10 protein-coding genes are annotated in these 12,891 nt (G+C 38.7%); 1 reads left to right on the top strand and 9 read right to left on the bottom strand.

What is annotated here, in order from left to right; translation table 11 throughout:
* Positions 1-120 precede the first annotated feature (120 nt).
* Positions 121-1,632 (bottom strand): YifB family Mg chelatase-like AAA ATPase, encoded by a 1,512-nt coding sequence (locus tag MMG00_RS13625; protein WP_242149319.1) that lies wholly within the window; start codon positions 1,630-1,632, stop codon positions 121-123.
* Between the two features lie 320 nt (positions 1,633-1,952).
* Between MMG00_RS13625 and MMG00_RS13620 the strand changes: the two genes are divergently transcribed.
* The gene (locus MMG00_RS13620) at positions 1,953-2,732 is read left to right on the top strand and encodes an enoyl-ACP reductase FabI (protein WP_242149314.1); all 780 of its coding nucleotides are present in this window, start codon (positions 1,953-1,955) and stop codon (positions 2,730-2,732) included.
* 789 nt (positions 2,733-3,521) lie between these two features.
* On the opposite strand, the gene MMG00_RS13615 is transcribed toward MMG00_RS13620, so the two are convergent.
* The 8 genes from MMG00_RS13615 to plsX form a co-directional block, all read right to left on the bottom strand.
* On the bottom strand, positions 3,522-5,714 hold the full coding sequence (locus MMG00_RS13615) for a primosomal protein N' (RefSeq protein WP_242149311.1): 2,193 nt from the start codon (positions 5,712-5,714) through the stop codon (positions 3,522-3,524).
* 770 nt (positions 5,715-6,484) lie between these two features.
* Entirely contained in the window at positions 6,485-7,603 is a 1,119-nt protein-coding gene (sohB, locus tag MMG00_RS13610; protein ID WP_242153511.1) for a protease SohB, read from the bottom strand.
* Positions 7,604-7,755: 152 nt separating this feature from the next.
* Entirely contained in the window at positions 7,756-8,634 is an 879-nt protein-coding gene (locus MMG00_RS13605; RefSeq protein WP_242149309.1) for a peptidylprolyl isomerase, read from the bottom strand.
* 25 nt (positions 8,635-8,659) lie between these two features.
* The gene (locus tag MMG00_RS13600; protein ID WP_242149306.1) at positions 8,660-8,926 is read right to left on the bottom strand and encodes a BolA family protein; all 267 of its coding nucleotides are present in this window, start codon (positions 8,924-8,926) and stop codon (positions 8,660-8,662) included.
* A gap of 159 nt (positions 8,927-9,085) precedes the next feature.
* Positions 9,086-9,685 carry an inner membrane-spanning protein YciB gene (locus tag MMG00_RS13595; RefSeq protein WP_242149302.1) on the bottom strand — a complete coding sequence of 200 codons (600 nt, stop codon included), beginning with the start codon at positions 9,683-9,685 and terminating at the stop codon, positions 9,086-9,088.
* 5 nt (positions 9,686-9,690) lie between these two features.
* Positions 9,691-10,623 carry an ACP S-malonyltransferase gene (gene fabD, locus MMG00_RS13590; protein ID WP_242153509.1) on the bottom strand — a complete coding sequence of 311 codons (933 nt, stop codon included), beginning with the start codon at positions 10,621-10,623 and terminating at the stop codon, positions 9,691-9,693.
* A gap of 169 nt (positions 10,624-10,792) precedes the next feature.
* Positions 10,793-11,746 (bottom strand): beta-ketoacyl-ACP synthase III, encoded by a 954-nt coding sequence (locus MMG00_RS13585; protein ID WP_242149298.1) that lies wholly within the window; start codon positions 11,744-11,746, stop codon positions 10,793-10,795.
* A 10-nt stretch (positions 11,747-11,756) separates the two neighbouring features.
* On the bottom strand, positions 11,757-12,803 hold the full coding sequence (plsX, locus tag MMG00_RS13580; RefSeq protein WP_255837074.1) for a phosphate acyltransferase PlsX: 1,047 nt from the start codon (positions 12,801-12,803) through the stop codon (positions 11,757-11,759).
* Positions 12,804-12,891 lie beyond the last annotated feature (88 nt).

The following is a 12,891-nucleotide window of genomic DNA, read 5'->3' as shown; positions in this document are numbered from 1 at the left end:
TCTCAAAGGACTTTTCTGATCTAGTTAATTGACAAATCAATCGCCAAAAATAGAGAGATACCTTTTTAACGTTAAGTATCAACTTTCAATAAATATTAAAGCATGCTCATCAAAACGGATCTACGAACTAGTACTTGATTGATAACCTCGATCTAATGCCCTAAATGCTAGACTCTCTGTTAAATGCCGGCTATTAATTTCAGCCATACCTTCTAAATCTGCAATTGTACGAGCAACGCGCAAAATTCGGTGATAACTTCTTGGTGAAAAATTTAAGCGTTTTTGCGCCATCTCTAATAGCTTGATCTCGGCCTCCCCTAGATGGCAATCATGCTCAATTTCACTTACCGATAAATCTGCATTCATTTTCTCTCGCCTTTGCATTTGTCTTGCTCGCGCATTATCCACCCGCTGGCGAATCGCCTTTGAGCTTTCACCTACCTGACTACTTTGTAGCTCTTCCGTACTAATTCTCGGGACTTCAACATGAAGATCAATACGATCTAACATCGGACCAGATACTCGCCCACGGTATCTCGCTATCCCATAGTCACTGCAAGTGCACTCATGTACAGGATCACCATAATAGCCACAAGGGCAAGGATTCATTGCGGAAAGTAGCTGAAATTTTGCCGGAAACTCAACTTGTTGCATTGCTCTAGAAACATGAATAACTCCAGACTCTAACGGCTCTCGTAGCACTTCTAAAACACTGCGATTAAACTCAGGTAACTCATCTAAAAATAGTACACCATGATGCGCAAGCGATATCTCTCCTGGTTTTGGATAAGTTCCTCCTCCAACTAAAGCCACGGAAGAAGCTGTGTGGTGCGGCGTTCGATAAGGTCTAATTCCAAATTGCTCTGCACGAAACCCTTGCCGGCTAATCGAGGCAATCATCGCGCTCTCTATCGCTTCTTCTCTCGTCATACTCGGCATAATTGTAATAAAGCGAGATGCTAACATCGTTTTGCCAGTTCCAGGTGGCCCTATCAACAGTAAATTATGTCCCCCAGCAGCGGCGATCTCCAAGGCTCTTTTGGCAAAAAACTGACCTTTTACTTCAGAAAAATCACGAGGATCCTCCAATCTTTGCACACTGACCTCAGGAGGCTTAGCAAGATCTTGTTTCCCATCGATAAACTCAACAACCTCTCTTAATGTTTTTGCCATTAAGAACTCTGAATAATGCAAAAAACCGATCTCTTCTGCACCATCTTCAGGGACGATTAAAGTACCTTGATGCTTCATAACTTGTATCGCTGTTGGTAGTAACCCGGTAATGGGCCTAAGCTCTCCCGTTAATGCAAGCTCCCCGACAAACTCAAAAGCTTTGGGGTCTTTAGCAATCTGCCCTGATGCTTCTAAGACTCCAAGGGCAATTGGAAGATCATAACGTCCCCCCTCTTTAGGAAGATCAGCAGGTGATAGATTAATTGTAATTTTACGATTAGGAAATTCAAAACCTGAATTAACAATCGCCGCAATTACCCGATCTTTACTCTCTTTAACCGCTGTTTCTGGCATCCCAACAATAGTAAATGCCGGCAAGCCATTGCTAATATGAACTTCCACACGAACTTCAGGGGCAAAAAGTGCATTTAATGCACGCGTATAAATGACAGAAACCATCTTCCCTCTCTTTTCTAACATTTTCATGAATTTTGTAATAAAACTGTGATTTTCATGAGTAGCAAGATTTAATCTTTCATTAAAGAGTTAAAAATAGTCCACTTCGCCTCTTTTAGGGATAAATAGCTCCCTATCCTCTCTAAAATTCATGATAATATAGGGGTTATTTTATTAAAAAAGATGGGAAAATATTCCTCCCGACTTTTCATACATTCATTATTAACTATGTTAAATGGAGCAAATGGTGAGATTACCTCGCTTATAAGGTAAATTTGTCACCATGCTTCTTTCAACATTAAAGAGCACAAAGGGTTAAATCTATGGGATTTTTAAAAGGTAAGCGCGCGCTGATCGTTGGACTTGCATCAAATCGCTCTATTGCTTGGGGTATTGCAAAAGCAATGCGTGAGCAAGGCGCAGAATTAGCATTTAGCTTTCATGGAGAGCGTCTTGAAGGCCGCGTTCGTGATATGGCAGCAGAGCTCGACTCCACTATCGTATTTCCATGCGACGCCGGAAGTGATACAGAAATCGATGCATTAATGGACTCTCTGAAAGGTGTTTGGACTGATGGATTTGATATCCTTATCCACTCAGTAGGTTTTGCGCCAAGAGAAGCGCTTGATGGCAACTATTTAGATTCAGTAACACGTGAAAATTTCCAGATCGCACACGATATCTCATCATATAGCTTTGCGGCATTTGCAAAAGCAGCTCGCCCGCATCTTCGTGAAGGTGCGTCACTTTTAACATTAACCTACCTTGCAAGTGAGCGTACAGTCCAAAACTATAACGTAATGGGCTTAGCAAAAGCATCTCTTGAAGCTAACGTTCGTTATATGGCTGCAGCGCTTGGTCATGAAGGCATCCGCGTTAATGGAATCTCAGCAGGCCCAATCCGTACGCTAGCAGCTTCTGGAATTGCCGGATTTAAGAGCATGTTAACAGCATTTGAAGCAGCAGCACCTATTGGCCGCTGCGTGACCATTGAAGAAGTTGGTAATGTTGCTGCATTCCTCTCTTCAGATTTAGCATCAGGGGTTACCGGAGAAATTACCTTTGTCGATGGCGGATTTAATACGGTTATCGCAGGAATGTAATTCTGCTAAATGAATTTCACTATTTTTAAAAATCCTGTAGGAAATCCTGCAGGATTTTTTATGTCCTAATTTTAATAGATATTCTCCCTCTTTTAACCTCTTATATTCCTACTATCATTAAAAATAATTCTAATAACAATGCCTTACATGAACTTAAAAAATTCCTACATTCTTAATTTGTTAAAAATTGATCTCGTAATAAACCTTTGATCTATCTGTAATTTGCCTGAGATCAAAAAAGTTTCTGTGTTGACAGAATATTAAGTTGACATCGTAAATCATAAAGCCTATTATATGCGTGACGTTTGAGCAATCAGACGTTCTCCTCCATATCCTCCTTTGGTGGTTATTTTGCCGAGTCTTTTAGATCTCGGCTTTTTTTTGTCTAAAATTTACCCTTTTTCGCACTTTTTTAGCAAGATTCTTCGCTTTAACGTCAAAATCTTTTTCTAAAAAGTTTAGGGAAAAACACGATTGCGCAAATTTTACTCTTTTTATTAGTCCCCACTATTTTTTATACAAAAGAGCCAATTCCTTAAATTGAGGACGATCTTAAAATTTATAATGGAATAAGCACAAAGAAAGTCTTAAATTTAAATTGCGAATATAAATTTAGTAAAATCAACTTAAAAGTCACTGAGCCGGATCACCTGCGCATCCGTTATGAGAAGCATAAGCGTTACTCTATTTCGGATCATGCAGCGAGTTTGGTTCATACGCGATACTGCTTTACTTTTAAAATAGTGTTTTTTAAACCGAAAATACCCTGCCAAACCTAGCATAAACATCTTATGAAAAATCAATGGGATCCACCTCAATCAACAAACGAATACCGCTACGAATATTCGCTTCATAAAGTAGCCGCAGTTGATGTGCTAGGCGATGTAATGCACTACGAGATTGAGATTGCAAAATAATATGGACCCGATAAAAACCTTGTCGTCGTTTCAAATTATTCGGCATCACGGGGGTAATCTCCACCTCTTTAGTTGCCGGAAGAAGCCCTAATAGCCCCGAAAGGTAATGTGTAGCTTCTGCTTCGCTTCTTGCTTCAGCTTGAACTAAAATCTGATTAGAGTAAGGAGGAAGTGCTAATATTTCTCGGATCTCTAACGCTTTTTCAGCATAAGCATGATAGCCCATTGCCGGCAACTCATGAAAGAGCGCATTATCTGCAAACATCGTTTGTACTAAAACTTTCCCTTTCTTTTCTCCACGCCCAGCCCTTCCTGAAACTTGCATTAAAAGTTGTGCTAACTTTTCATCTGCTCGAAAATCATTGGCAAAAAATAAGCCATCACTATTAAGCAATACGACTAACGTGATATTAGGAAAATCATGCCCTTTAGCAAGCATTTGCGTGCCAATGATGATATCTGCCTCATTATCGCCAATCTTCGCTAAATGTGCCTCTAAATCATGGCTATTACGGACATTATCACGATCAAACCGAAGGACTTTAGCTTGAGGGAAGGCATCTGCTAATACTTTCTCTATCTTTTGTGTACCAGCTCCTAGCTCTTTAAATGAGCTTCCACCGCACTTTTGGCAATTTTCAGGATAAGGATAGCGAGTTGCACAGTGATGGCAATGAAGCTTACCGGTTGTGCGATGATAATTAAGATAACTACTACAATTATCACACTCAAGCATCGAGCCACAATCAAGACAAGTAAGAACCGGTGAAAATCCTCTTCGATTTAAGAAAACAAGGACTTGCTCATCTCTTGCTATTGTTGTTTCTATTGCATCAAGCACCTTTGTCGCAATGCCATCATAGACTTTCTCTTCATGACAATTGATAATTTCCCATTCTGGCATCTCACCACTGACTCTAGCGGGCAATTGATAATGACTAAATCTTCCTTCCTTAATATTTCGTACACTCTCATAAGTGGGTGTGGCACTGCCTAAAATTAAGGGAATTCCTTCTAAATCTGCACGCTTAATGGCGCTATTGTGAGCAGAATAACGAACACCATCTCGCTGAATGTAAGATCCATCATGCGCTTCATCTAAGATGATTAACCCTAGTCTGGCAAAAGGGGTGAATAAAGCAGATCTTGTGCCTATAATAAGATCAACTCTGCCTAATAGCGCATCTCGCCACGCTTGATGCCGCTCATTTTCTGTAATCTGTGAGTGAATCACACCAATTCGGACCTTGAGTGATTTTTCAATCCTTGATACAAACTGTGGTGTCAGCCCGATTTCAGGCACTAACATTAATACCTGTTCTCCTCGCGCTAAAAAATCCCGAGCAATCTCAGTATACACCGCTGTTTTTCCAGAGCCCGTCACCCCTTCAATAAAAGAGATTCCTGCTGATTGCTGAATAATCTCATCCACAACTGTCTGCTGAGCTGTTGTTAATATTAAGGGCTTTTCTAGTGATGGCATTTTTGCTGGGGATTTACGCTTATCTAATTGCTCAATACGCTGTAAAAGCCCCCAGTCTATAAGCTCTTTTCGATGATTTTTAAAATTAGAAAATTCTGTTAATAACTCATGCTCAGCATATTGCTGATGCTGGCTAAAAAATTCAAGAATAGCGATTTTCGCACGAGCTTGGCGGTTAGCATCATCCATCCGCCATTGGAGTCCTTCCTCAGTAATCTGATAGAAAAACTCTACTTCATAAAAAGCTTTACCTTGCCTTAAAGCGGCTGGTAAAAAGAGCTGTAACACCTCACCGATAGGCGCATGATAATAAGATGATATCCATTTTGCTAACGTTAATAGATCCTCAGATAAAAGCGGTTCTGAATCTAATAATGCTCGAATAGGCTTCAATTTTGATCTCGGGAATTCACTCTCTGCTTTAACAGCAGTAATAACCCCCACCATTTTTCGCCGTGCAAAATCAACCGCCACACGCATCCCGGGAAAAACTAAAGACTGATCATCAACGAGATACTCAAAAGTCTTATGAAGTGGGCAAGGTAATGCCACCTCTACAACATCTAAGCTTACTTCTCCCATCGCTCCATACCTTTTGCTATCCTACTTTTCATCATAAATTAGCATCATAGTTTACCATTGATTATGATCACGCTACTAACACTCATCTCGTATAGTAACATCGGTTTAAAAATCACTGAATCAGATTTCCGGCCCATTGATTATGATCACGCTACTAACACTCATCTCGTATAGTAACATCGGTTTAAAAATCACTGAATCAGATTTCCGGCCCATCGGTTATGAGAAACGCAAGAATCGTTCTATCAAACATCACACAAGCTGGTTTGATTCAAACGCTACAATGTTTGACCTTTAAAATAGTATTTCTTAACACTGAATCGACTATACCTCTTTTTTATCATCTTTAAAAAAAGATCATGAACTATAGTAAAATCGGTTCAAAAGTACTAAATCAAATTGCCGGTGTATCAGTTATGAGAAGCATAAAAGTTGTTCTATCCGGCATCATGCAAACTGGTTTAGTTTACACGCTGTACAGTTTTACTCTTTAAATAGCGCTTCTTAAACAGCTGGCGCGGGATTTTTGAAAGAACACGAAACATTCCCTCCAGCCTTGCATAAATCCACAAAGGCACGTATTAAATACGTACTTGCAAAATGCCGGACAGAACATATTTCTTATTGTTAATAGCCGATACATCTGCATTTAAATCAGCTTATTTTAAATCTATTTCACTATATTTTTCATAAAAAAAAGCTGAATACTCCCTTAAGGAAATTCAGCTTTTAATAATCTTTTAAATCGATCTAATGATGAACATTGACAACTAAAATGGCACTCGCTTCATAATACGCGTTAAGAAACGTGAAATCCCTTGGCGAACCGTTGTTTTTTCAATATATTTAATGCTATAAACATTTTTATCTTTAATGGCATCTAAAATATAAGCATCGCTTGTTTTAAGCTCATCAACCAATCCAAATTCAAGTGCCTTTACAGCTAACCAATATTCACCCGTCGCAATTGTTTGAATATCTAAAGAGGGTCTATATTGATGTACAAAGTCTTTAAATACTAAATGAATTTCTGTGAGCTCATCTTTAAATTTCGCCTTGGCTTCATCTGTATTTTCACCAAACATTGTGACGGTACGTTTATATTCACCTGCCGTAAACTGCTCATAATCAATATTATATTTCTCTAATACTTTATGAAAGTTTGGTAATTCAGCAACAACACCAATCGAACCAACAATTGCAAAGGGTGCTGCTACAATATGATTTGCAACACATGCCATTAAATACCCACCGCTTGCCGCCACTTCATCTACAGCAACCGTTAAGTTCAACCCCTTATCGCGAATACGCACTAATTGAGAGGCTGCTAAGCCATAACTATTTACAGCGCCACCAGGGCTTGTTAACTTCAATAAGACTTCATCATTTTTATTAGCAATATGTAAAAGCGCCGAAACCTCCTCACGAAGATTTTTAACCTCTTCTGCATGTACATCACCATCAAACTCTAAAACATAAAGTGTTTTCTCTTTCTGCTCAACTTTAGGCGCTTCCTCTTTTTTCCAAAATTGCCAGAATTTTTTAGCAGAGATAGCCTCTTTTTTCGTACTACTTTTTTCAGCAGTCACCGCATCTGGATCTAAAGCCCCATCTTCAGCGGCATAATTTTCAGAATTAGCAAGTGGTGCCTTCTCCGCAGATTCTGACTTTTTCTCATCACGCTTACTATCTGATTCATCATTTTTAAACTCTAAAAATCCCTCTTTAATCTGTTCAAAATGATCACCAATATCTTTAAATTCAATTTTCCCACCACTTTGTGCATTATTTGAGCGCAAAGAGACTAGAAATAAAATTGCAACGACAAACCCAATTAAAAGTGTCGCTGTTTTTGCTAAAAAAAGTATAAAATCAATTAAATAAACCATCAAACCTAGGTCCTGTTGATAAAAAAACCTGATTCTTCTATCTAGAGAATCAGGTTAATAACAAAAATATTGCCGTGATTAATACCTTAATTTCCTTTTAAGCCTCATCACTCATCTTATTTTTGCGAAAAATAAAGTCTATACTGCCATCATTACTTCTTAGCTGCTGGCAATTCAACTTTCACATCTTTTTGTAACTCTTGTAATTTTTGTTGAAAAAGAACATTGATTAACTGGTTCTTTGTCCCTGCATCTAAATCTTCAAAGGCAACAATTGGCGTATCTCTCACATCATCTAATAAAATGATATGAAAACCAAAGCTTGATTCTACAGGCGCAGCGCTCATCTCACCTTTTTTCATTGCTACAAGTGCTTCGCTAAATGCAGGATCCATCATATTTGCATTAAACCACCCACCAAGGCTACCATCACGAGTTGCTGTTGCCGTATCTAAAGATTTCTCTTTAGCGGCCTCTACAAAGCTTGTTTCCCCTTTATTGATTGCATCAAGAATCGCCTGAGCTTCTTCTTGTGTCTCTACTAAAATATGAGATGCTTGATACTCTTTTTGATCGGCTACTTTTGCTACTTCTACTTCATAAACAGCTTTTATATCTGCTTCTGGGAATTCGTTTTTAGCAATCATATCTTCTAGGAGTGCTTGCGATAAAAAAAGATCTCCAATCACTTTAAGACGCATTTTATGATCTTCAGTTTGGTCTAAACCGCGAGACTTAGCAGCATCAGAAACAAGATCCTGCTCACCTAAAAGTTCTAACAATTGCTTTGCAAGTACTTTATCTTCAACGCTAGTAACACTGCCTAGTTCAATGCCTTGTGTGATATATAAAAAGTTATCAAACTCACTTTTCGAAACATCGCGACCATTGACTTTCGCCACTGGATCTTGAAATACATAAGAGGTGTCAGCAACTTCTGCTACAGGAGCTGTATCTTGCGCAATTGCCGCTGAAGATAGCGCGCCTAAAATTGCAGTTGTTAATAAGGTTGTTTTGAATAATTTTCTCATTACGACTCTTCCCTTCTTGACTTAGTTACTGAGTTTTAACTTGAATACTTAATGCATGAATATCACTATGCATCATCGAATCCAAAGCTTGATACACTAAACGGTGTTGTTTTAATATTGAAAGCCCCAAGAATTCTGGCGCATCAATAATAACTGTAAAATGACCTGCTCCGCCTTTAGCACCAGCATGTCCCGCATGAAGATGACTATCATCAATGATCTCTAAATAATTGGGAGATAATGCCTCTTCTAATAAGATTCTAATTCTATCTAATCTATCTTGATTGTTCATCTATTTTATCAATTAATAAATATATTGAGATTAATATATAATCTAGATTGTTAATGATATTATAAAGTCATCCAGACTAACACCCCAAGTGTCAATTTCTTCCAAAAAATCATCAACATTCTTATATCTTAAAAAAAGCTAATATAAAACCGCTATCTATCATCCTTTATCATCGGTTGATTCTTGTGGCACATTTCTAGCTTCCCTTTGTTCCTTATAAAACTTACTCTTTTTAGAAAGATAAACCAAAACGCCAGCCGTTAGAATAAATGTCATTATAGGATTAATGATCATCTTAAAAGTCATCCAGATATCATCTGAAGGCACAAATAACACAATAATCGTATTTAAGCCGGCCATCAAAAACATATAAATTGCCCACCAAATGTTGGTTCTAAGCCACTCTTTTTGAGGCACACTAATTTCTAAAGGCTTTTCAAACAACATCTGTGCAGGGGATTTTTTAAGATAAAACATTCCTAGTAAAGAAAGTCCGATCACCACATTCACGACCGTTGTCCGCCACTTAATAAAGTCACCATCACCAAAAACAATAGTTAATGAGCCAAAAATTACCGTAGCTCCCAGAATAAGCCATTGATTTTTTTTAGTCTGATAACGAAAAAATAGCAACAATATCAGAAGTGCAACCGCAGAACTATAAACTAACGCTTTGGTCGCTAAAAGAAGATCAAACCCAAAAAATAGATAAGTTCCTATAAAAAATAGGGAACAAATTCCAACAAGTATTTGTGGCATAAGACTTAAATTTCCTTAATAACACTATCTAATGTTGCGCCATCGAGTATGTTGTGTGTCACTAAAGATTTATCAATGCGACGAATTAATCCTGTTAATACTTTTCCAGGACCACACTCTACAACTGTTGTAACACCTTCACGCGCTAAATATTCAATAGTTTCTGTCCAGCGAACAGGTTCATAAAGCTGACTGACCAATACCTCTTTAATTTCTGAGGTATCAGTATGGGCTTTAACGTCCACATTATGAATCACGATTTGATGGGGTTTTGCAAGGAGCATATCCTCAAGCGCTAATGCTAAACGATCTGCCGCAGGCTTCATTAAAATACAATGGGATGGGACCGATACAGGGAGTAAAAGTGCTCTTCTAGCGCCGCGCTCTTTTGCTAATTCACATGCCGCTTCCACTGCTGCCTTTTCACCTGCGATTACCACTTGACCTTGTGAGTTAAAATTCACTGCTGCCACAATTCCTGCTGATTCTGAATCTTTACAAAGAGCAATTACCGCATCATCATCTAACCCTAAAATAGCGGCCATTGCACCTGTTCCAGCAGGAACAGCTTCTTGCATAAACTGCCCACGATTATGAACAAGCTTTACAGCATCTTTAAATGCTAAAACACCCGCAGCGACAAGAGCTGAGTACTCACCTAAGCTATGACCTGCTAAAAATGCCGGCATAGCCCCATTTTGAGAAACCCATACACGCCAAAGGGCAATGCTTACGGTTAAGATTGCCGGCTGTGTAATTTCTGTTTTACCTAGCATTTCGAGATCACCAGATTTAATGATATCTGAGAGCGAGAAACCCAAGGCTTCATCTGCTTCAATTAATGTCTCTTTTACAATCTCATGATCTAAAAGATCTTGAATCATGCCAAGACTTTGCGAACCTTGACCTGGGAATACAAATGCTAATGTACGGTTCATTTCACTCATTTTACTATCTCTCATCGTTTTTTTCGTCTATATACAAAAGCGATTGCCACAAATGTAGCACTCGCTTTTATACTATTTTCTACTGTAATTTATCATGAATTGATGAATAGATCATCCTCATCACCTTTTATGATTGAAGATACTATTATTATGATAGTGGTTACATTCGCACTAAGGCAGAGCCCCAAGTAAATCCACCACCAAAAGCTTCCATCAGTACCAAATCACCTTTTTTCACACGACCATCTTTGCGCGCCACATCTAATGCCAATGGAATACTTGCAGCAGAGGTATTTGCATGCTTATCAACAGTTACAATCATTTTCTCACGCGGCATTCCTGCTCTTTTAGCAGTTGCTGTCATGATTCGAAGGTTTGCTTGATGTGGGATTAACCAATCAATATCATCCCCTGTTAAATTTACCGCAGTTAAAGTTTCTTCCACAATCTCATGGAGTTTTGTCACCGCATGACGAAATACCTCATTCCCTTTCATCTGCACATAAGGATAAACATCTGGTCCTGAAATAACGCTTTTCTTCACGGAAAGAAGATCTTTATAGCTCCCATCTGCATGAAGATGCGTTGAGATGATTCCCTCTTCTTCAGTTGCTTCTAGCACAACTGCCGCAGCGCCATCTCCAAAAAGAACACAAGTCGTGCGATCTTCCCAATCAAGAACTCGTGAGTAGAGCTCAGATCCCACAACAATCGCTTTCTTTGCAGACCCTGCTTTAATGAAATTATCAGCAATTCCTAAAGCATAAATAAAACCTGAACATGCCGCACTGATATCAAAAGATGCCGCATGATTATTACCGATCATCTCTTGGAGTAATGTTGCTGTTGATGGATAGGTATGATCTGGCGTTGTGGTTGCAAGAATAATAAGATCAATATCTTGGGCATCTACATTTGCATCTTTAAGCGCCGCCATAACAGCGTGATAAGCTAAACCTGAAGTCGTTGCATCATCATCTGCAATATGTCTTTGACAGATACCTGTTCGTTCTACAATCCAATCATGGCTTGTATCAACCGTTTCAGATAACTTCTCATTTGTAACAATATTTTCCGGCAAATATTGCCCTGTTCCTATTATTCTTGAATTCATCCCATCCAACCTATTCGTCTAACTGCCCATTTTCCGCAGATTCAAATTGTTTTCTCATCTTCTCGATGATTTGTTGTTCTACAAGCTTAACAGAAATCTCAATCGCATTTTGAAAAGAGATACGGTCAGCATTACCATGAGATTTAACAACAATCCCACGAAGTCCTAAAAGACTTGCACCATTGTGTTTACGCGGATCCATTCCATTTTTAAGATCTTTTAATACGGGCATAGAAACTACAGCTGCACATTTTGTAAAAAGATTCTTTTTAAAAGAATTAGAAAGTTGCTTTACGATCATTTTAACCGTCCCTTCTAATGTCTTTAAGGCTATATTTCCTGTAAAGCCATCTGAAACAATGACATCAACATCATCAAAAAAGATCCCATCAGGTTCCGTAAAACCAACATAGTTAAGATCAGATGCTTCCATTAAAGGCACCGTTCCCCGAACAAGCTCATTCCCCTTCATTGCCTCTGTGCCGATATTCATTAATGAAACTTTAGGTCGAGGATCAAGGCTTACTGCGGAGGAGAGCAACGACCCCATTACAGCAAATTGATAAAGATGCTCAGGTGTCACATCTACATTAGCACCAAGGTCTAACATATGCACGTAACCACGTGATCTAAGAGAAGGAATAGAGGTACAAATTGCAGGACGCATAATCCCTGGTAATGTTTTCAATACAAATTTTGCAGTCGCTAATAATGCCCCTGTATTACCCGCAGACATTGCGGCATCAGCTTTACCATCTTTCACACAATTGATCGCAACACGCATTGAAGAATCTTTTTTATTGCGTAATGCACTTTGTGGCGCATCATCCATCTCAACAACTTCTGTTGCCGGTACTAACTCAATACGTCCTGATTTAAAGAATGGTTCATTCTCTAAAAAAGGCATTAATACCTCTTCTTTGCCAACGGCTAAAACAATAAGGTTATCATGTGTTCTCAAAGCATTTACAACTGCGGGTAAAAATTCTTGAGCGCCATTATCACCACTCATCATATCTACTGCGAGTTTGATTTGCGCCTGATTATTCTCAATCACTTTGGCGATTCCTAATACTTTTTAATATTTAATAATAAAAAACCTACGCTTATCTTTACAATCAAGATGATGCGTAGGTTCTTCGATA

Origin of the sequence: Ignatzschineria rhizosphaerae, from assembly GCF_022655595.1 — a bacterium.
Taxonomy (GTDB): domain Bacteria; phylum Pseudomonadota; class Gammaproteobacteria; order Cardiobacteriales; family Wohlfahrtiimonadaceae; genus Ignatzschineria; species Ignatzschineria rhizosphaerae.
This window is presented reverse-complemented; position numbering and strand designations above follow the sequence as displayed.

Coding starts and splice junctions, on each gene's coding strand:
- MMG00_RS13625 (WP_242149319.1), bottom strand. CDS start 1,632: ATGGTTTCTGTCATTTATACGCGTGCATTAAATGCACTTTTTGCCCCT.
- MMG00_RS13620 (WP_242149314.1), top strand. CDS start 1,953: ATGGGATTTTTAAAAGGTAAGCGCGCGCTGATCGTTGGACTTGCATCA.
- MMG00_RS13615 (WP_242149311.1), bottom strand. CDS start 5,714: ATGGGAGAAGTAAGCTTAGATGTTGTAGAGGTGGCATTACCTTGCCCA.
- sohB (WP_242153511.1), bottom strand. CDS start 7,603: ATGGTTTATTTAATTGATTTTATACTTTTTTTAGCAAAAACAGCGACA.
- MMG00_RS13605 (WP_242149309.1), bottom strand. CDS start 8,634: ATGAGAAAATTATTCAAAACAACCTTATTAACAACTGCAATTTTAGGC.
- MMG00_RS13600 (WP_242149306.1), bottom strand. CDS start 8,926: ATGAACAATCAAGATAGATTAGATAGAATTAGAATCTTATTAGAAGAG.
- MMG00_RS13595 (WP_242149302.1), bottom strand. CDS start 9,685: ATGCCACAAATACTTGTTGGAATTTGTTCCCTATTTTTTATAGGAACT.
- fabD (WP_242153509.1), bottom strand. CDS start 10,623: ATGAACCGTACATTAGCATTTGTATTCCCAGGTCAAGGTTCGCAAAGT.
- MMG00_RS13585 (WP_242149298.1), bottom strand. CDS start 11,746: ATGAATTCAAGAATAATAGGAACAGGGCAATATTTGCCGGAAAATATT.